18 protein-coding genes and 1 other annotated feature are annotated in these 20,870 nt (G+C 43.6%); of the genes, 6 read left to right on the top strand and 12 right to left on the bottom strand.

What is annotated here, in order from left to right:
• Positions 1–261: 261 nt before the first annotated feature.
• Entirely contained in the window at positions 262–642 is a 381-nt protein-coding gene (gene erpA / locus CIK80_RS07115; RefSeq protein WP_062843495.1) for an iron-sulfur cluster insertion protein ErpA, read from the bottom strand.
• Between the two features lie 460 nt (positions 643–1,102).
• Here erpA and CIK80_RS07110 point away from each other — a divergent pair, with 460 nt between their 5' ends.
• Positions 1,103–3,163 (top strand): ATP-binding cassette domain-containing protein, encoded by a 2,061-nt coding sequence (locus CIK80_RS07110; protein WP_095569385.1) that lies wholly within the window; start codon positions 1,103–1,105, stop codon positions 3,161–3,163.
• A 107-nt stretch (positions 3,164–3,270) separates the two neighbouring features.
• Here the strand turns inward: CIK80_RS07110 and CIK80_RS07105 are convergent, their stop codons facing one another.
• Positions 3,271–3,633 carry a septal ring lytic transglycosylase RlpA family protein gene (locus tag CIK80_RS07105; RefSeq protein WP_095569384.1) on the bottom strand — a complete coding sequence of 121 codons (363 nt, stop codon included), beginning with the start codon at positions 3,631–3,633 and terminating at the stop codon, positions 3,271–3,273.
• Between the two features lie 620 nt (positions 3,634–4,253).
• Between CIK80_RS07105 and CIK80_RS07100 the strand changes: the two genes are divergently transcribed.
• On the top strand, positions 4,254–5,264 hold the full coding sequence (locus CIK80_RS07100; protein WP_095569383.1) for a DnaJ C-terminal domain-containing protein: 1,011 nt from the start codon (positions 4,254–4,256) through the stop codon (positions 5,262–5,264).
• 90 nt (positions 5,265–5,354) lie between these two features.
• Positions 5,355–5,678, top strand: a complete 324-nt coding sequence (locus tag CIK80_RS07095) for a chaperone modulator CbpM (protein WP_095569382.1) — start codon at positions 5,355–5,357, stop codon at positions 5,676–5,678.
• A 135-nt stretch (positions 5,679–5,813) separates the two neighbouring features.
• On the opposite strand, the gene CIK80_RS07090 is transcribed toward CIK80_RS07095, so the two are convergent.
• The 5 genes from CIK80_RS07090 to CIK80_RS07070 form a co-directional block, all read right to left on the bottom strand.
• Entirely contained in the window at positions 5,814–7,001 is a 1,188-nt protein-coding gene (locus CIK80_RS07090) for an MFS transporter (protein ID WP_095569381.1), read from the bottom strand.
• Positions 7,002–7,556: 555 nt separating this feature from the next.
• Complete coding sequence (gene sstT, locus CIK80_RS07085) at positions 7,557–8,759, bottom strand: serine/threonine transporter SstT (protein WP_062843501.1); 1,203 nt, start codon at positions 8,757–8,759, stop codon at positions 7,557–7,559.
• Positions 8,760–8,962: 203 nt separating this feature from the next.
• Positions 8,963–9,445 carry a DNA polymerase III subunit chi gene (locus tag CIK80_RS07080; protein ID WP_095569380.1) on the bottom strand — a complete coding sequence of 161 codons (483 nt, stop codon included), beginning with the start codon at positions 9,443–9,445 and terminating at the stop codon, positions 8,963–8,965.
• A gap of 21 nt (positions 9,446–9,466) precedes the next feature.
• Positions 9,467–11,131, bottom strand: a complete 1,665-nt coding sequence (locus tag CIK80_RS07075) for a leucyl aminopeptidase (protein ID WP_095569379.1) — start codon at positions 11,129–11,131, stop codon at positions 9,467–9,469.
• Positions 11,132–11,559: 428 nt separating this feature from the next.
• Positions 11,560–12,165 (bottom strand): cysteine hydrolase family protein, encoded by a 606-nt coding sequence (locus CIK80_RS07070; protein ID WP_095569378.1) that lies wholly within the window; start codon positions 12,163–12,165, stop codon positions 11,560–11,562.
• A gap of 567 nt (positions 12,166–12,732) precedes the next feature.
• Between CIK80_RS07070 and lptF the strand changes: the two genes are divergently transcribed.
• Both lptF and lptG read left to right on the top strand, forming a co-directional pair.
• A complete protein-coding gene (gene lptF, locus CIK80_RS07065) occupies positions 12,733–14,019 on the top strand; it encodes an LPS export ABC transporter permease LptF (RefSeq protein WP_095569561.1) in 1,287 nt (428 codons plus the stop codon).
• Positions 14,019–15,227: an LPS export ABC transporter permease LptG gene (gene lptG / locus CIK80_RS07060; protein WP_095569377.1), complete on the top strand. Its 1,209-nt coding sequence runs from the start codon at positions 14,019–14,021 to the stop codon at positions 15,225–15,227. Before lptF ends, lptG begins: the two co-directional genes overlap by 1 nt.
• Before the next feature lie 280 nt (positions 15,228–15,507).
• Here the strand turns inward: lptG and CIK80_RS07055 are convergent, their stop codons facing one another.
• On the bottom strand, positions 15,508–16,116 hold the full coding sequence (locus CIK80_RS07055) for a methyltransferase (protein ID WP_062843507.1): 609 nt from the start codon (positions 16,114–16,116) through the stop codon (positions 15,508–15,510).
• 437 nt (positions 16,117–16,553) lie between these two features.
• Positions 16,554–17,773 (bottom strand): IS3 family transposase gene (locus tag CIK80_RS07045; protein ID WP_095568366.1). Its coding sequence is split into 2 segments (ribosomal slippage): positions 16,554–17,497 and positions 17,497–17,773, totalling 1,221 coding nucleotides; the frame shifts between segments, so codons are not numbered across the junction.
• Positions 17,382–17,498, bottom strand: a sequence feature (AL1L pseudoknot). Its footprint overlaps the gene before it by 117 nt.
• Before the next feature lie 50 nt (positions 17,774–17,823).
• Here CIK80_RS07045 and CIK80_RS07040 point away from each other — a divergent pair.
• Positions 17,824–18,870, top strand: coding sequence for an ImmA/IrrE family metallo-endopeptidase (locus tag CIK80_RS07040; protein ID WP_095569375.1), 1,047 nt, complete (start codon positions 17,824–17,826; stop codon positions 18,868–18,870).
• A 3-nt stretch (positions 18,871–18,873) separates the two neighbouring features.
• Here the strand turns inward: CIK80_RS07040 and xerD are convergent, their stop codons facing one another.
• The 3 genes from xerD to CIK80_RS07025 all read right to left on the bottom strand — a co-directional run bounded on the left by xerD (position 18,874) and on the right by CIK80_RS07025 (position 20,860).
• Positions 18,874–19,812, bottom strand: coding sequence for a site-specific tyrosine recombinase XerD (xerD, locus tag CIK80_RS07035; RefSeq protein WP_095569374.1), 939 nt, complete (start codon positions 19,810–19,812; stop codon positions 18,874–18,876).
• Positions 19,813–19,860: 48 nt separating this feature from the next.
• Positions 19,861–20,187, bottom strand: a complete 327-nt coding sequence (tusA, locus tag CIK80_RS07030; RefSeq protein WP_062843510.1) for a sulfurtransferase TusA — start codon at positions 20,185–20,187, stop codon at positions 19,861–19,863.
• A gap of 187 nt (positions 20,188–20,374) precedes the next feature.
• Positions 20,375–20,860, bottom strand: coding sequence for a hypothetical protein (locus CIK80_RS07025; RefSeq protein ID WP_257011699.1), 486 nt, complete (start codon positions 20,858–20,860; stop codon positions 20,375–20,377).
• Positions 20,861–20,870: the final 10 nt, after the last annotated feature.

The following is a 20,870-nucleotide window of genomic DNA, read 5'->3' as shown; positions in this document are numbered from 1 at the left end:
ATTGAATTTAGAATTCCGTCAGTTTAGCTCAAAGCTGCTTTGAAAACCACGAGCGATTACAAATACAATAAGCTTTGCAAAGGCACACCCGCCTATCTTTTGGCAGCTGTTTGGCTTCCATAACATTTGTGCTAGACGATATAAAAATCGATAAAAAAAGCATCTACCAAATAGATAGATGCTATGAATGTGCTGCACTAGGCGATGTACCATAGCGTCAGCTCACCATATAAGGCATCCTGATAACAATATACCGATACCTTAAATCGAGAATGACGAGCCACAGCCACAAGTGGTGGTGGCATTGGGGTTGGTCACTATAAAGCGCGCCCCTTCTAATCCTTCCGTATAATCAACAGTAGAACCTTGTAAGTACTGATAACTGAGCGAGTCTACGACCAGCGTCACATCACCGTTATCAAAATTGGCATCGTCTTCGTTTAAGTCATTAGCGAAATTAAAGCCATAAGAAAAACCTGAACACCCACCGCCTGTCACATAGACACGCAGCATAAGGTCACTGTCACCTTCTTCTTCACGTAGGCGACGTACTTTTTGTGCGGCACTATCGGTGAGTCTTAATACCGTTGGGTCTACAGGCTGGCTTGCGCTTGGATTAAATTGGTTGGCTGATTCGTTCATATCTACCTCAGTTGCTAGGATCAAATGCTTTCGTCATCCTGTTTGGGTTTGCTATATATAGGTTGCAAATAAAGATACGTACGGCGTTTGATTCGATTGGGTGCTGTCATTAGGGCGGTGCTATAGGCGCATTTTATCTATTCTATTGAGTGCCGTCGCCACCATTTTGTGGCGTACTGACACTCATCTGGTAGCAGTATATCATAATGGGGATAAGGATTCGTTTGTCAAGCGTGTTACTGCCAACCAAATTTAACGCTCTAGTACAAATCACTTATCGCGCCATTATTTGCAATAAATCACATCAATTATTCATCAAATAAATACTTAGTTTTGAAATAGTTATTTAATCATTTGCCTATGCGGCAAGCGTTTGAAATAATAGCCGCCATTAACATGCCAGGTGTGTGTTTTTCTACTTGCCCCATATTTTATATTACTGTTGAGATGAAGAGATTATATGATCGAATTTAAAGACGTTGGTGTTCGCCGTGATGGTCGTGAATTGTTTGCAGGTGCAAGCTTCCAGCTACATCCGGGCCACAAAGTTGGCTTAACGGGCAATAACGGCACAGGCAAATCTACGTTGTTTGCTTTATTGTTGACGCAGATGAGTAAGGGCGATACCGAAGTCACACTGGATAGGGGCGAAGTCAGCATTCCTGATAGCTGGCATGTAGCACACATGGCGCAAGAAGTGGGTGCCAGCGCTCAGACCGCGATTGACTATGTACTCAGTGGTGATGAGCAGTGGTATGAGATTAATGCCGCTTTGAATGATTTGAGTAGCGTGAGTGATGAGCAGATTGGCGTATTGCATCAGCAATTTGATGAGATTGATGGCTATCGCACACCAACCAAGGCGGCGCAAATCATGGCAGGTCTTGGTTTTAATACCAGCCAGCATGAGCTACCCGTAGAAGGGTTTTCGGGAGGCTGGCGCATGCGCTTAAACCTTGCCAAAACGTTGATGAGCCGAGCCGATTTGATGTTGCTCGATGAGCCAACCAACCATTTGGATTTGGATGCGATCTTGTGGCTTGAGACGTGGATTAATGCGTACACAGGGCTGGTCATTGTCATCTCGCATGATCAAGCATTCTTGGATGCGACCGTTGGTCATATCTTGCATGTCGAACAACAAAAAATCACCCTTTATACGGGTAATTATCAGCAGTTTATTCGTACGCGTCATGAGCGTATGGCGCAGCAGCAGCAAGCGTTTGAAAAGCAGCAAGCCACCAAAGCACATTTGGATGACTTTATTCGTCGCTTTCGTGCCAAGGCCAGTAAAGCCAAACAAGCACAAAGCCGTATCAAACAGCTTGAGCGTATGGCAGAGCTGTCACCGATGATGGCAGACAATCCTTTCTCATTTCGCTTTTATGAGCCTGCAAATATGAGCTCGCCACTGATTGAATTGACTCAGGCAGACATCGGTTATAGCGACATGCCGCTATTGCGCAATGCCAATGTGCAAGTCACGCCCGATACACGCCTTGGTTTGCTTGGGATGAATGGCGCGGGTAAATCAACGCTTATTAAAGCCTTGGTGGGTGAGCTTGGGGTGTTATCAGGCACATACCGTGCATCTGATACCCTCAAACTTGGTTACTTTAACCAGCACCAAATGGACGTGCTCGATGCTGCCGCAACGCCGCTACAAATGATGCGCCGCTTGGCAGGCAAGACCTCGGATGCCGAACTGCGCTCTTTCTTGGGCAGTTTTGATTTTCGCGGTGATCGCATTGATACCCCAAGTGAGCTATTTTCTGGTGGCGAACGCGCGCGCCTGACTTTGGCTTTGATTGTCTGGCAACGTCCAAACGTCCTTGTCCTTGATGAGCCAACCAACCATTTAGATTTACAAATGCGTCAAGCCTTGACCATTGCATTGCAAGGCTTCCAAGGAGCAGTGGTACTGGTGTCGCATGACCGTGAGCTGATCGCCAATGTCTGTGACGAGTTGTTTTTAGTCCATGATGGTCAAATTGATGAGTTCGAGGGTGACATCAGTGACTATGGTAAATGGCTTGCTGAAAAGCGTAAGCAAGAAAACGCGCAAGACAAAACTGCCAGCAAGAAAAAGAACAAAAAAGACAGTAAAAAGTTTGTTTCACGTGAAACAACAAATGCAAAATCTGTTCATCAAGCGGCGTCTGGTTCAGAGACCAAATCAGGTTTAGCTTCGAGTAGCACAGCAGCGCACAAGAAAGTTTCTACTCAACCGACGCTAAGTAAAGAAGAACAGCGTAAATTGGCCGCAGAACAACGCAAACTAACTGCGCCTGTACGCCGTGATATTGAGAATACAGAAAAAACATTGGCTAAAATCAATGAAAAACTGAATGCGCTTGAAGACAAGCTGGCTGATACCAGTCTCTATGAAGAAAGTCGCAAAGCTGATTTGATGGTTTTATTGAATGAGCAGACGGCATTACAGCAGCAGCACAGTGACAATGAAGAGCAGCTATTGCAGTCAATGACGACATTAGAAGAGATGGAAGCAAATTTTGAGTAAATAGTTAAATGTAGAGGTTTTTAATTATTTATTAGGCAGTATTCTGTCTGAAAAACAGTTGTAAAAAAGGGAAGGCATAGGCCTTCCCTTTTTTATTACATCATTCTTTATTCTTTACGGTATTTACCATCTCCATAAGAGAGGATTTTCATCGTTGTGGTACATAACTGACAGTCTATCTGACTGGCTGCAGCTTTTGATAAATCAAGAATACGACCTTTAATATAGGGGCCTCGATCTGTGATTTTGACCACGACACTTTCTTTTGTTTTTTGGTTGGTTACTTGTACTTTTGTCCCAAACGGCAGAGTTTTGTGTGCTGCTGTGAGAGAGTTCATATTGAAGATACTACCACTTGCGGTACGTTTACCATGAAACTTACTACCGTAATAACTTGTGTTAGCAGCGAACACCGTGGTACTCAGCAATATTGACAACGTCACAACCAGAGACTTAATTAAATAAGACATTTAATACCTTTTTTCTATGAACGAAATAGACAGAAATATCTGCCTATGTTATCCATACCCCCTATGAGTATAAATAATCGACGTATTCTACAAGGGAGAACTTGTTATATTCTTACTGTGATGTAGGAGAACTTTCAAAGGCAAATGTCTGTTTTTTAAGAGAAAAAAGTGTTTTTAAGCATAAATGTGCAAGTTATAAATTCGTATAATACCTTACGAAGCATTGATTTTTATGAGCGAGAGTAAAAAAACTCTCACCAGAATGGGTTAGAAAAAGATATTTTTTATTCTCATGACAGCGTGTGTATCCAAAAAGCTACGAGTAACATTTGAAGTTGGCAGTAACATTTGTAGGAGAATATATTTGTGACGTAGTTATAGTTAACCATTTATGGAGTCTATATTTTCTTATCTATATCGCTGTTTTACTGAGAAAGAACGGCAGCTTGGTATCACTACTGGTAATATTTATATAACGGTATTTGTTTGTTTTATTGATATCATCGTCTATAGACGATAGTCATCATCTGTTATGTCGCAGTCAAACAAACTTCTACACCATAACGTTTAAAATTGGCATATCAGTATCATTTACCTGCTTTTATTTTGAGGAAAACAACATGGCAGAGAAAAATTACTATGACATTTTAGGGGTCAAAAAAGACGCTTCAGACGCTGATATCAAAAAAAAATACCGTAAGCTTGTCCGTCAATACCATCCAGATGTTAGCGATGATCCAGATGCTGATAATAAGATTGCAGAGATTAATAACGCCTACGAAACCATTAGAGATAAAGACAAGCGCGCTGAATATGACGCCATGCTAGACAGTCCTTTTGCTGGTCAAGGGAGGGGCTTTAATAGTCAATCCGCTGGTGGGCAGGGTGGGTTTCGCTGGGAAGATATTAAGGGACAGTTCGGTGACGGCGAAGCGTATGGCGATGGTGGCTTCCGTTTCGACGATATATTTTCAGCGTTTGGCCGCGGCGCACGTGGCTCAACCAATGGTCAAGCAAGCGGGCAGTCTCAACGCGGAGGTTTTGATCAATTCGGTGGCGGATTTGGTCCGCAAGACAGCAAGGGTCAAGATCAGCATGCTGAGATTATGGTTGACCTAGCCTCTGTTTATAATGGAGACGACTATAGTATTAAGTTAAATGTACCCGTTCGCCAGCCTAATGGTAGCGTCGATTATGACAAAAAAACGCTCAAAATTAAAATCCCTAAAGGCATCACTGATGGTAAACAAATCCGCTTAGCAGGACAAGGTGCTGCTGGTAGTGGTGGTAAAAACGGTGATTTATTCTTAAAAGTAAAAATTCATCATGCAGACAATATTCGTATCGAAGGTGCGGATGTCTATCAAACCGTGAACATCGCACCATGGGAGGCAGCATTGGGTGAAAAAATAAACGTCACAACACCAGCAGGTACGCTGGCAGTCAGTATTCCCAAAAATAGCAAGTCAGGTAGCAATTTACGTCTAAAAGGCAAAGGCATTCCGGCCAAGCAAGCAGGTGATCTGTACTTGACCTTAAATATCGTCAATCCTGATATCACGACTGACGCAGCCACCCAAGCTTATGAGCAGTTAAAACAAGCCTTTGCCGATACCAATATTGACCGTTAATGACAGTGATTCATCATCACTAAAAATCATTGTAAGAGAGATAAAACCATACGAGAACGACGACACAAAGCGTAAACGAGGATAATAACTATGAAACACTCGCCTGAATTTACCGATATTACCATGAGCCTAGATGAGCTGGTATCTACCTGTGGTCAAGAGCGCCAATGGGTCATCGAATTGATTGAAGAAAATATTATTGAATACGATGTGCCAGAGCGTGAGCAGTTCACGGGTTACCAGCTAACGACTGTGCGCCGCGCGTCACGTTTGAGTCGCGATTTTGACGCCAGTGTGCCAGCGATTGGTCTGATACTTGAGCTGTTAGACGAGCTTGAGCAGTTACGCCAACTAAAACGTCAGCTAGACACGCAAACGCCCGTGATTGAAGTGGATATTGATCATTTGAAGTAGTGAGATAACCATAAAGAATAGACGATAAAAAAGAGCCAAGTGGCTCTTTTTTATGTTTATAAATAACCAAAAATAGCAGATATTCGTTGATATTTCATCAAGCGTATTCTCTTTTGGGTCGTAGTATTTCGAGTTTTAGCTAGAAACAAACCCATTTCTTCTAGCAGACCATACTACTGATAGTCCTAATAAGGCAAGCGCAAGGACTGCCCACGGAAACGATACCGCCCCAATGCGTTGTAATAGTATCGCCCCCGCTACCCCGCCGCAGGCTATCGCTAGGTTAAATACGGTCACAAGCATAGACTGTGCAACATCAGCGTTATCGCCTGCGGCTCCTGCAAGCGCGGTCTGTAGCAATATTGGTGCGCCGCCAAAGGTCAGTCCCCATATGGCTATGCCCACCAGAACGATAGCTGTGGAACCACCAGAGAAACCCAATACTAATGCTCCTATCGCAAACACACTCAGACTTATCAAAGCCATCAACCGTAGCCAGTTATCTACTAGCAGTCCAGTAAGCCAAATTCCTACTATGGCAGCAATACCGAATAACAGCAATATAGCATCCACTCGCTGTGCCAGCCCAACCGATGCTAAAAATGGCTCGATGTAAGTATAGAGAATGTTGTGAGCCGCGATCCATACAAACAACGTTAGCAGTACAGGGCGAATACCCGGCATCGAAAAAACGTGCCGGATTGATAGGCGCTGTTTGGCTGACTGACCAGCGAAGTCAGGTAATGCCAGACGTACCCAGATCAACGATAGCAATGTTAACGCTGACATGATCCAAAACACGCCGCGCCAGTCAAATAGTAGACCGAGCCATGTTCCTAAAGGCACACCAAAAGCCAGTGCAATTGGCTGACCCACTCCTGTTATTGCTAACGCACGTCCCCGCATATTGTCTGCCACCATACGCAATACATAGCCAGGTAGTAATCCCCATATGACTCCAGCTGCCATACCTGCAGCAAAGCGTGCCGCTATAATGATTGCATAGCTGCTTGACAAGGCAGTAACAATATTAAATACCAATAGGCTACCAATTGCCAATAAGAATAACCGGCGGCGATTCCAACTACGAGTGGCGGCAATAACTGGGATGGCGGCTAGCACAGAGCCTAGTGCATAAAACGTTATCAACTGGCCTGCTAGCGCTTTAGAGACCCCTAATGACTCACTAATTTGTGGTAACAAACCAGCTGGCATGGTTTCGGTCATGATAGTGAGAAAGCCTGCTAATGTGAATGCTAGTAGCTTCCAGATAGGTAAACTTGGGGCGTTAAGCTCAGAGGTTTTAGGTTCGTCGATATTCATATCGCTTTTGCCTCCGTTACCGTACAGAAAACAAAATTAATATAGGATATAGGGAAAATGATGCTGTTAATGTTCATGTTAATTTCTTTTAATAATAGGTAAAACCCCTGTCCATAAATGGCTAGGGTATTCGTATATTTTGAGTATCTATCGATCGATGCGATTAAGCACCAAAACTGATGTAGACAAAGCTACAAAGGTGACTGTGGAATAGATTGAATTGTACAACTAGGGCGTGTCCTCAATTCAAACGGTTGTATCTAAATAGGCTAGATTTTGCAAAATACTGTCAAATAGTTGATTAATAGCTCGATATTATTTGCACGACTTTCCTCGTTTGACTGCCATCTATCTCATTTTACGACCCTTTTTAAAATAAGGATACGTCCTAGAGTCTAAAATAGATGTGCAGTATAACTGGGTTTTTAAAGTAGACGTATGGTGCTATGTATCGTTTTTTAGATTGAGAAAACATCCTAATTCATAGGACCAAATTTTTTAGCAATAAAAAAGAGCCAAATGGCCCTTTTTTATTTGTGAGCGTGTTTTTAACTATTAACGTGAATAGGTAGGATCAGCCGCCGCTGTAAACAACACATCGGTTGATGAGTTCAGGGCCGTTTCTGCTGAGTCTTGAATCACACCGATGATAAAGCCAATGGCGACTACTTGCATGGCGATGTCGTTTGGAATATTAAACAGACTAGCGGCAAGAGGAATTAGCAGCAATGAACCACCAGCAACCCCAGAGGCGCCGCATGCACTAATTGTTGCAACCAAGCTTAATAATAGCGCTGACGCGAAAGTCACTTCGATACCAAGCGTATGTGCTGCGGCAAGCGTCAGCACGTTAATAGTGATTGCCGCGCCTGCCATGTTGATAGTGGCGCCTAATGGAATCGTCACCGAATAAGTGTCTTCATGTAGACCCAGTTTGCGCGCCAAATTCATGTTGACAGGAATGTTGGCCGCTGAACTACGGGTAAAGAATGCCGTAATCCCTGACTCACGCAAACATCTAAATACCAATGGGTAAGGGTTTTTGCCCGTTTTGACAAGGACAATAATAGGGTTGGCGACGAGAGCGATAAATAGCATACAACCGATCAGTACCATCAAAATACGTGCATAACCAGCTAAAGCCTCAAAGCCTGTCTCAGCTACCGTATTGGCGACCAAACCCAATATACCGAAAGGTGCTAAGGCAATGACCCATTTTACTACTTGTGAGATCGCATCAGAAAAGTCACTGACCACCGCACGCGCAGTGTCGCTGGCCTGACGCAAGGCAAAACCGATGATAATTGCCCAAGCCAAAATACCAATATAGTTGGCTTCAGCGATTGCATTGACAGGGTTTGCGACCAGATTCATCAGTAAGTTGGTCAACACTTCTTTTAGACCTGCTGGTGGTACTTGCTCAATCGTGGCATTTACCAACACCAACTCAGTTGGGAATAAAAAGCTTGCCATGACTGCGGTGAGGGCTGCCAAAAAAGTGCCGAACATATACATAATCAGCACTGGCTTGACATACACTTCATTGCCACTACGATGTTGACTAATGGCGGCCATGACCAGAACAAAGACCAACACTGGCGCAACTGCTTTTAAGGCTCCAACAAATAGTGTCCCTAACAATCCCAATGCGACACCAACGCTTGGCGCTAACCAACCAATCAATACTCCCAATACTAAACCGATAATAATCAGCGGCACCAGTCCTATACGCTGATACATCGCAATCAATGAACGCATCTATACACCCTCGAATTAGTCAGTAAACAAACAAATAATGATAAAAAGTAAAAGTAGGCGCAAGATAGTAACATTTTTCAACATGAGCGCCTACCTTTAACCCTTCTCTATACGGACTGATATATCGCAAAAAAACGCCCGTATCACAAAGGATAGGGCGTTTTTTAGGGTTAAGACGCTGAATAATACAGTACCTTTATGCATTAGACTTTAAAGTGGGTCAACTCATAGCCCAATTGCTGATAATTTTTGTACTTATGACGACCTGCGTCCACGCTGCTAGAATCTGGTTTGATTAGCTCAAGAACCCGCGTAGGATGCGCGTTATGAGTCGCCGCCATAAATTGATTCACAGGATGTGCGGTGGTATTCAGCACAATCCCTTTAAAATCAGCTGGCATGTGGTTGCCCAGCAAAACAGGAGCAGATGTTTTATCATTCATAGAGGAAGAAGTAGCGTCAGGACGAGTAACTGTATCAGAGTCATCGATACGTTGATGCGGTATAAAGCTGGTTGCCTCTTGTGCCCATAAAGACGCATCAAGTGACGCCAGCAATGCTTCGTCCTCAATCAGTATCAGTACCGATTGGGTGCTCTTGTTAAGAGCTGTTTGAGTGAGCTGACAAATAAAGCCCAAGAAATCTTGGGCTTTATTTTCGCTTAAAACATAAAAGCTAATATTCATAAAGTGGTGTTCATCAATGGATTAAACCATAGTGGCGCTGTTTTTTAAGTATTGCATAAACAGCGGTACAGGACGACCAGTGGCGGCTTTATTGGCACCTGAGTTCCATGCCGTGCCAGCGATGTCTAGATGCGCCCATGCTTGACCTTCTTCAACAAAGCGCGATAAGAAGCAAGCTGCAGTCACAGCGCCTGCACCTTTACCACCAATGTTTTGCATATCAGCGATAGGTGAGTCGAGCTGCGCTTGATACTCGTCATCCATCGGCATATGCCAAATAAGATCGCCTGATAGGTTACTGGCGTTTTCAAGATCAAACAAAACGTCTTCATCATTACTAAAGACCGCTGAACGGACATGACCTAACGCCACCACACAAGCACCAGTCAAAGTTGCCACATCGATAATGGCTTTTGGATTATAGCGTTGTACATAGCATAGTGTGTCTGCCAACACCAAACGACCTTCGGCGTCTGTGTTCAAAATTTCAACAGACTTGCCGTTCATGGCTTTGACGATGTCACCTGGACGAGTGGCATCTCCTGAAGGCATGTTTTCAGCACAAGCAAGAGCACCAACGACATTAATCGGTAGGCGCGCTTCACACAAGGCCTTAATTGTGCCAAGTACTGAGGCCGAGCCGCCCATGTCAAACTTCATCTCATCCATTGCCGCACCAGGTTTGATTGAAATGCCACCTGAGTCAAAGGTTACGCCTTTACCTACTAAGACGATAGGAGCGTCATCGTTAGTCACTGGAGTAGAGGTCTCGTTATTTTTGTCTGTCTTTTTAGACGCTTTCTTACTTGGCAGCTTGGTTGGCAATTTATCAGTTAGGGCTTTTAGGCCGCCTGTTACTTTTGCACTACTAACAGACGCTTTGCCCGTGTTGGCACTAAATGCTGACTTACCTTGATATTCCATCAATACCAGCTTGCCTTCTTTGGTAGAGCCCTGCGCCACTGCTAAGAAGCAATTCATACCCAATGCTGACATCTCATCTTCACCCAATACGGTGACTTTTAATAGATCGGGATAGGTTTTGGCCAAGGCTTGTGCTTGTTCTGCCATATAAGCTGGGAAGCAGATGTTACCCGGTTCATTAGCAACGTCACGAGTCAGGCTTTGACCTTTAAAGACAGCTTCAGCAAATACGAGTGAATCTTGCAATGACTTATCAGCCAACAAATAAATATCGGTCAATACAGGCGTTTTTTGTTCAGACTTATATTTATCAAAACGATAGCTTGCGGCCAATAAATTCAGCGCAAACTGACCAAATTGATTTTCTTCCAACGCATCGCCTAGGGCAACAGTAATAGAATCCACACGTTTTTGCGTGCTTTGATGAATGGTATTGGCAATTTTTTGCAAGGCGCTCTGGTTAAGCTTCTCAAGCTTACCAACACCTACCAATAATAATTGTACAGGGTTTTGCTTGGTGGTCTTTTTATCGCCTGCTAGCGCATAATCTTCTACTGTTTCACAAGCACTACCACTGAAGTGTGAGACTTCAATCAATTGTTCAATGCGTGTTTGATAGTCGCTCAAGGCTGATTCAGCAATGATGTTTTTCTTATCATCGACCAAGACCACAAGACAAGCTGCATCTTTGCTCTTGGCTTCTTTTTTGAGGATTTTTTGCGTGTGCGTCTTTGGTAAACTTTGGGTTAATTTGATATTCATATAATTATCCTTATTAGAGTTATAAAATCAGATTCATAAAAATGATCGCGTTTATTTAATTGGTTTTACTTATTAGATCCTTTGGCCTATTGAGCCACCGCCCTAGTGTAGCATATTGCAAGACCAGTGCGCAGTGAGCAAGGCTTAGGTAATATGTTAGAACAAGTTTGCTAATCTAGTTTACGTTTATCAGTATTATTAAAGGTAAATTTTTATTATATAGCGAGTTCAGTATAAAACTGATACAGCGGGACTGGAATGCTTATCTTTAAATGAGAAGTTTTGCAGCCTCTGTCTGCGCAGGCACAGCAAGCAAGAAAAAGTCATTTCAGTTCGGCGTTGGCATATAACGTATCTGTTTCATTTAGAATCGACTATAGCTTTGATGTCATAGTACATTGTGTCAAAAAATAATGGATGGATTGATGCTAGCCATTGATTAAATCATTTGTCGTCACCAAAGCGGCAAACCTGTCTTGTAGCGCTGCCATCGCAGTATCGTGCATCATCTCAGCACTGATGGTTTCTCTTTGAGCGCTTGGCAAATCACGAGTGGCGCAGGCGTCGTGACAGACGACATTATCAAACCCTAAGTCAAACGCGGCTCTGACACTTGAGCTGACACACATATGACTCATAAACCCAGCAAAGATGATTTGCTGCTTTTGCGCTTTTTTAAGCAGGGCGTCAAGCTGCGTCTCATAAAAGGCATTGGGGTGTTTTTTGACGATAACGGTCTCGTTGTCCTGGGGCTGTAAGTCACTGACAATATCGATGTTGGCTGATAAAGGGTCGAACACTTGACCGTTTTCTGCACCATGATGGGTAATATGAAAAATAGGTACATTCAGCTCGCGCGCTTTATTCAGCAATAGGCGTGCATTTTCAGTCGCTTTTGCACCGGCTTGCCCTAGCGGCATGGCACCATTGACGTATTCGTTTTGAAAGTCAATCAATACGAGAGCGCAGTTAGACCAATCAGGGGGCGCAAAGGCACCGCCAGCAAGTTCAAGTAAGGTAGAGGGCGTAGACATGGTAAAGTCCTTAATCGATATGATTTGTGAGATTTGAAGAGTCGTATAAAATCACAGAAGTGAACGCTTTAAAAATATGGAGAGATTAGTCTAGCAATTATTGTCAAACATACGAGCGTCATGATACGAATGACAAACAAACCTTTCTAAAGTACATAAACCAAAAACGTCTAAGTAGAAATATACTCAATTTCAAACAGTTGTATGTTTTGTGCGCCCTTTAATTTTTGATTATTGCCTTTATATTAGGCAGGTATACCAAGCCACCAGCAAGGTGAGCGCAATCTCTTTCAAACACATTTCACAGCCATTTTTAACCAAAATATGCTAGGATTAGCGGTTATCTTTATCGCTGATATTTGTAGAGTATGGCGCATAAACTGTGTCGTTACTTTTGTCATTATGAATCTAGCTGAGTGAGCAGTATAACGCCATTACAGCGCTGATAAATTCCATCAACTGTGCTGGAAACCCCTATAATCTGTCGATAAGCATGTGATGACTTGCGCGACTGCCAACCCATGACCAAACTATGAAAGAGTACCTATTGTGATATTACGCCGCTATATGACTCAACAAGTTGCCTCAACGACCGCTTTGGTGTTGGGGTTTTTAGTGGTGATGATGCTGGGCGGGCGTTTGATCCGCTACTTTGGTATTGCAGCCGAAGGCAATCTGGATATCAGTTTGTTATTCACCATTATTGGTTATAACCTGCCGTACTTCTTAGAGTTGATCTTGCCACTGGCATTTTTTATTGCATTGATGCTGGTTTTTGGACGCTTGTATGTCGACCAAGAAATGGCAGTCATCAACGCCAGTGGCATCTCGCGTGGTAAGCTTGCGCGTTTGATGACGCCATTGATACTAGCCCTATTTGTGGGTGAGGCGGCGCTTTCGGTGGTTGGAAAACCGTGGGGCGTGCGTTCATCTGAGAGCGTCTGGCAACAGCAAGCATTGACCAGTGCTTTTGATTTGATTCGCCCAAACCAATTTATTAGTAGCGGCAATTATCATTTGTACGTGGGCAGTTTGAGCGATGATAAGAAACAATTACAAGACGTGATACTCATTCAGTCGAAGCCCAAAGCCAAAGGCAGTACAGCCAACGATGGCATGCCTGATAGTACGTCTGTTGATATGGATAATCGCATCGATGCAGAAACTGCTGAGCAATTGGATATTCCAGAGCTGCCGAACGCACTGATGAGCAAGAACGATATTAGTAAAGACACCATCACGTTAGCCAAACGGGCTGAGCAAGTAGAGACAGAGGCGAGTGGTGTGACGCAATTGGACTTGTTCCAAGGACGTCGCTATGAGGTTGGCGCAGGCAGTCTAAAATACAATCAAGTTGGCTTTGATCGCTACCGCATCACATTGACGGAATCTTCAAAAGAAGTTGTTACCGAAGACAATATCGAAACCCAAGCGATTGGGCCGTTGTGGCAAGCTGCCACAGGTGGGCAAGTGGGCAGTGATAATGCGTTGCGAGCCGCACAAGGGGAGCTTGGTTATCGTTTGGCGCTGCCGTGGCTGATGATTATCGCACCCATGCTGGCCGTACCACTTGCGCAAGTACGTCCACGTCAAGGGCGCTGGTTGCGTCTATTTCCATCCATCTTATTATTTGTCAGCTGTGCACTCGGTATTATTTCGCTTAAAAATGCCGTGAGTAAAGGCAGTGTCAGCGTGTGGGCCTACGCGTGGTTTATTTTAGGATTTATGGCATTGGCGCTTTATATGAATTGGGGTAGCCGTGTGCAGCATCGATTACGCTTTCGCAAGCAAGAGAATGAGCCTTTGATGACAGCTGATAGCCAACATAATAGCTCACAAGGAGGGCAACCATAATGCGCTCCTTATTTTCAAAATCCTCAGCGACCGATCAGCTGGCAAGACTGCCGAGCAACCTCAAGGTGCTGAGCCGTTATGTCAAGCTCAATGCCTTGCTCGCCATTATCGGCGCGGTACTAGGTCTGTGGGCGCTGCAATTGGTATTTTCTTATTTATCTGAGCTAGATTCGTTGGATGACAGCTACACGATGGGTGAAGCCATCAAATACATATTCTATCGCTCACCTTACTTTTTGGAGCAGTTTATTCCGACGGGTGCCTTGCTTGGTGCGGTGGTTGGTCTGGGATTGCTGGCAAACAAAAGCGAGCTGGTCGTGATGCGCGCGGCTGGGGTAAGTGTGTATCGTATCGTCAGCTGGGTGCTACAACCTGCCTTGATTTTTGTGATTTTGGCCTTGGCAATCAATCAGTTTGTCTTGCCGACCTCCAATCAACTGGCAAAAGAGATCAACGATGCTGACAGCAAATCGCTAGTGACGTCGGTACGAGGCTATTGGACCGTGCAGCCACGGTTTGAAAAATCAGAAGATGGCGGTGCCAAACCGGATGGTAGCGACATTCTTTATATCGATTACGCCGATGTTAAAGGCAATATCGGTGAGGTCAAGCGTTGGCATTTGGACAATAGTGGTAACTTACAAACCGCAGTGCATGCTGAGGGCGGGAAGTATATTGGTCGTGAATCTTTAGATACCACCACTGACAAACTGAGCGAGCAGTATCGTTATGATTGGCAGCTCAATAACATGACTGAGCTGAGTATCAATCAAGGGTTTGAGAGCAGTCAGGCCATCTCGACATCTGATACGTTAAGCTTACCATTTGCGCCTGAGTCCGTGTATTTGCTGACCCGTAAAGCAGAGGATTTGTCACTGACGCAACTGTATGAGCATCGTCAATTTATGCGCCAACAAGATCAACGCTCTTTGAGTCATGAGCTGGCATTTTGGCAAAAACTGCTGTCGCCGTTGTCTATTTTATCTTTGGTTATTGTGGCCTGCTCATTCGTTTTTGGCTCGCTACGGACGCACAGTCTAGGCTTGCGTATCGTGGTGGCATTACTATTTGGCTTGCTGTTCAGTTATGTGCAGGATTTGGTCGGTTTTGTCTCGCTGGCTACTGGGTTTTCGCCCATGCTGATGGTGATACTGCCGATTATTGGCAGTGCGATCTTGGGTGGCTATTTACTCAAACGGCAAATGTAGGTCACAACGGACAACTCAAAACCAAATCGCTCTGTTCATAGTGACAAGCGTTTAGAGTAATAAGCGACTGGTATAAACTTTCTTTGCTTGCTGCTAATACAGATGCTACAAAAAACTCATCCCAGTCGCTCTGTACATTATCAAAGCTCATCAACTAGCCAGTTCACCATAAAAAAGCCCGTCGAAACTTATCGTTTTGACGGGCTTTTTATTTGCTCAACTCTGAAAACCTTGAGCTTGCAATCAGTTAAGTGTTTAAAAAACCTGGTTTTTCCTAAAACTAATCTTTGGTCGCCATCGTAATCGTGTACGTTTTACCTTGTTTGACCTTTTCGCTATTGCCAAACACTTCGGTAAATGAGCGCTTCATAAATTGACGTAAGCCATTGATGGTCACTACATAAAAACGGCCACCTTGCCGCATGCGTGCATAGGCATCAAGGAAGTACAGATAGTGTTGCTCTTTGCCGACTTTGGCGGGCAAGTTTGACATCACAAGGCTAAAGTCTTTGTCTTTTGCTACGTGATTAAAGCCATTGGATAAATGCACATCGACATTTTTTAAACCGTTTTTTTCACAATTCAAGCGCGCATATTCTACTGCCATAAAATCTTTATCAATCAGTGTGTGCTGACCATTTGGACATTCGCGCGCGGCTGTCATACCCAGTACGCCATAGCCACAGCCCAAATCGATCGAATCATCATCTGCTTGAAAATCGACGTAATCAAGTAGCATTAGGCTACCGTCATCGAGCTTTTGCGGTGAAAAAATACCCCACGTGGTCGCAAAATCAAACGGCTTACCCAGCACGTCTTGGCGAAAGTTAATGTCTTCGCGCCAGTGTTGGGCGTTTTTTAATAAGTCAGCAGGTGGTCTATGGCTCATGAGATTCTCAAATAATAGATAAGTAAAAGGGTGTGCGCAGTGCAATTAGACAGCTCACGCAGTATGACGAGTATTGTAACGAGAAAAGGGCAGGTTTGCAGCATCCTATTTTTTGATAGTCGAAAACCTAGGTCATATACTAATTTTGTAGTGTAAGATTGGTTTATAACGGTACAGCCTATGAGACTATCTATGAATACTACAAAAAAAGGTGATGATTTCGAGGAAGTGATATATGAGTTATTTCTACAAGACATTAAAGATAATAAAACTACAATAAACTCTAGTTCCTATATTAAAGCCTTTAGAAAGAAAAAGTATTACTCGAGGTACAGAGAAAAATATATAGAGTTTGATATAGCTATAGAGGTGTATCAAGACATTAAGCTACCTAATATTTGAACCGCCCCGACTATATCGGAGACTGTTTATTCAAGTTAAGCAGCAATGCCTAACAGATTAAGATTATCATAATACCGCTTCTCAAACTCAAAAGGTGACACATAGCCAATCGCACTATGCAGCCTTTTTTTATTAAACCAGTCCACCCATTCAAGGGTTGCTAATTCAACATCATTCACACCTTGCCACTGCTGTTTTAAATAATCAATCACCTCCGTTTTATACAGCCCGTTAACCGTTTCAGCCAACGCATTATCGTATGAATCACCCGTTGTACCAACAGAGGCGATCACACCAGAATCTGTCATTTTGTCTGTATAGCGGATAGACAAGTACTGAACCCCGCGATCACTATGATGAATCACATCTTTTGGATTATTTCTATCTGCTATTGCTTGGTTTAGTGCTGCCATCACCATATCGGTGTTCATACGATTAGATACCTTCCAGCCCACGATAGCGCGAGCAAACACGTCAATGATAAAAGCAGTATAAACCCAGCCGCTTGTCGTCTTGATATAGGTAAAATCAGCCACCCACAGCTGGTTAGGGTGGCGTGCGCTAAAGTTGCGATTGACCAAATCATCAGCGCGCTTCTGGTCATCACGGCTGTTGGTGGTTATCTTACCTTTACCGCGCCAAACCCCCTGCATGCTATGCTGCTTCATTAACCGCTCTACCGTACAACGAGCCACATGACTGCCGTCAGCCTTCATTTGCTGCCAGACTTTACGCGCACCGTAGCGGCACTTGCTGTCCTGCCAGATGCGCCTGATTTCACTGATGTAGAAGTCGTCATGTTGACTGCGTAATGAGCGCTTGTCAGGGCAGCTCTCCAAGTCTTTAGCACGGTAATAGGTTGATGGAGCAATCGGCAAGACTCTACAAATGGCTTGGGTCCCATATTCTGACTTATTCTCATCAATAAATTTGATCATCACTTCGGTGGGCGGTCTATTTCCGCCTGGGCGAAAAAAGCAGCTGCTTTCCTTATAATCTCATTAGCTTGCTTTAATTCTCTGTTCTCACGTTCAAGCGCTTTGATGCGCTCGGCTTGGCTTTGAGCTTGAACATTAGCAGGTATGGTTTGATCGATGTGCTTCTTATACCATGACCGCAAGGTTTCAGGCGTACAGCCAATCTTAGGGGCAATGGCTTGAATTGCAGACCATGTGGAAGGATATTCGTCTTTGGCTTCAATGAGCATGCGAACCGCACGCTCTTTCATTTCAGGGGTATAGTTTCGTGTTTTCATTGTCGTATTCTCTCAGAAAGTTGAGTCTCCGACAATCTCGGGGCGGTTCAATGTCCAATTTATTACTAATAGAATGTAAAGACTATAAAGGTGCAGTAGGTGTAGATCAATTAGGTAAGTTTCTAGATGACATTAGAGATATTTCAGAAGGCGAACTGACTTATAAAATACGCCCGATAATGGCAATTAACTCTAATCTTGCTGAAGGAGCTTTCAATAAAGCAAAAAATAGAGGTGTAGGACTCGTAAAGTTGAACAGTGAAAAAACGCTGACTCATATACTAAATCGTAAATATAGATATCAGAATGTGGATAGTAAATACGATGTGGAAGGTATCTTTGTCAAAGGAGAACTTCCTAGTTCAAGTAATCTCTCTTATATGATGTATGCACAAAGCCAATGGTTCTTTGGAGTAGAAGACTATATTAAATTCTTGATAGGGCAACCATTTAACAACTCTAGTCAAAAAGTAGACTTCATTCCTAAAGTAGGCTTAGACAACTTAGCTGAAAAAATATTGATGGAGATTGATTATTCCGATGGCTCAGTCAATTTAGATAAAATAGTTCTACTTGATACTTCATCCCATATAACGATTGTTAAAGATGTAACAAATCACGACCATCAATTACTTGGAAAAATAGATTTCATTCAACAAGAAATTTACTTGTATAAGCAGAGTGATGATAACTTGCATAGAGATAGGTTTACATTAGCGCACGAGATTTCTCATATATTATTAGATCATGGTAGATACTTGATAAAAGATACTTTTTCCAACGAAGATATGAATGGAGAAAGTAGAAACAGAAATGGGTTTATTAGCAAATTAGAGTTTCAGGCTAACTATTTGGCGTCTTGTATTCTTATGCCCAAAAAGACTTTCGTAGACCGTTTCTTAGAGATTTATAAAAAGTTAGGTCTAACTCCTAGAGGAAAAGTATTTCTTTACAACGATAAGCAAGAATGCAATAAAATTATGGTGAATAATGTACTGGTAGGACTCTCTAGACATTTCAACGTATCGAAAAAAGCAGTTGAGATAAGGTTAAAAGATTTAGGAATATTATTTGATGAATCTAATTTTATGAAATGAAACTCACCCCCTCGGATGATGCTCTGCATGCAATTGCTGCAATCTCGCCGTCGCCACATGGGTATAAATCTGCGTGGTGGACAAGTCACTATGCCCAAGCAACAACTGCACGCTACGCAAGTCAGCGCCATGATTGAGCAGATGCGTGGCAAAAGCGTGACGTAATGTATGCGGTGACAATTCTTTGTCGATACTGGCGACTTGCGCGTATTTTTTGAGCAAATACCAAAAATTCTGCCGCGTCATATAACCGCCTTGCGCGGTCAAAAACACCGCTTGGCAGTTGCCCGATTTTAAATGCGCAATCAAATCCCCACGTCCATGCGACAGATAGTCTTCTAGCGCGTCCGCTGCATATTCACCGAGTGGCACCAATCGAGTTTTATTGCCTTTACCGGTGATTTGTAGCCAGCCTGAATTGAGATTGACTTGTTCTAATGACAGATTAATCAGCTCACTGACGCGTAAACCGCAAGCGTAGAGCACCTCTAACATGGCTTTATCACGCAGTCCCAGCGCCGTACTGGTATCGGGCGCGGCAAGAAGGTTATCGACATCTGCTTCGCTCAAATCTTTTGGTAGGGGACGACCAAGTTTGGGGCTTTTGATGCGCTCACAAGGATTGTCTTCACGTAAATTGCTCGCAATCATCCATAAGTAGAACTGACGCAGGCTGGACAGCATACGCGCTTGAGTACGGGGCGTTTTGCCATCTTGAGTGAGGAGGGAAAGACAATGCAGCACATCATCAGGCTGCCAGCGTGTCAGCGCGATAGGGTTGGTCAACTCACAAGAACGCAAGTCGCGCACATAAGCGTTACGGGTACGCGTCGCTAAACCACGAGCCAGCATGGCTTGACGAAACTCTGTCATATAAGACGGCTCATCATCGACGGCCAAGGACTTGGGCTGCCTTTGTTGTACGGCACGATCACGGCTCATAAGACGATTCTCAGTGAATGACGAAAGATAAAGAATAGGTTAGAGCGATCATGCGCTTTTTTTCTTCACCAAATAACGATATAGCGTACTATTTACGGGCGTCTCATTATCGCCAGCAACAGTGATTTCATCAGGATCAATATCCAAACTCACATTGTCAGCCAACGTTTCTTGACCGAGCAACTCATGACCCAGATGACGACAAAAATTAGGAATGTCGCGTGTGGTGGCAGGATCAGTGGCGAGTATCTCAATCACCTCACCGCTATCTGCTTTACGGATCACTCGGTGTAGCATCATCACAGGCTCAGGACAGATCAGGCCTTGCGTGTCTAAATGATGGTGAATAGTCGTTTGCATCGTTGAGGTCGTCATAATGTGTTATTTGAATCAATTAGGTAGATTTATAGTATAAGGGTGATACATAAAAAGTGCGCTACTGGAATACATTCCCTCGCTTGCTGCGCCATTGCAGACAGAAAATTCAAAAAATCTATCCCAGCAGTACGGTATGCTTTTTAAATAAAAAATACATTTATTACAGTGATTTCATTCGTACCACTTACATCTCTTCAATGATATCAGTGTCTTCTTGCATTTCTAAAAAGTTAAAAAAGCGTTTAAAAGTCACTTTGAATAAAAACGCCACGCCCAGCCAGCAGGACAGTCCCAACCACGCCGTATTAGAAAACAGTAACTCACCGATCAGAATAAGGCTAGACACACCGATACTCATGGCAATCATTGAGGGCTGGTTGAGTCGATAGCGGTAAATCACTAAAGCATCATAAATGGTAATAGGAATGGTCAGTGCCACCAACGCATAAGGCAAATTGTAAAACAATTGATACAGCAGCTGATTGTCATGGAACGCCTTGATACTGGCAATGGTACCAAAAATCACAAATGCCAAAATCGCGGCATAAATAAGATAAATTGCTATCTGGTTTACGCTCTGAGCGCCTTTGATACGCGCGATCGCAAGCGGAGCAAAACCATGTTGCGACTTATTTTGCAAGGCTTGGTCTGGGGCATTGGTCATAGTCATCAATCACGCA

This window comes from Psychrobacter sp. JB193 (assembly GCF_002285555.1).
Lineage (GTDB): Bacteria > Pseudomonadota > Gammaproteobacteria > Pseudomonadales > Moraxellaceae > Psychrobacter > Psychrobacter alimentarius.
This window is presented reverse-complemented; position numbering and strand designations above follow the sequence as displayed.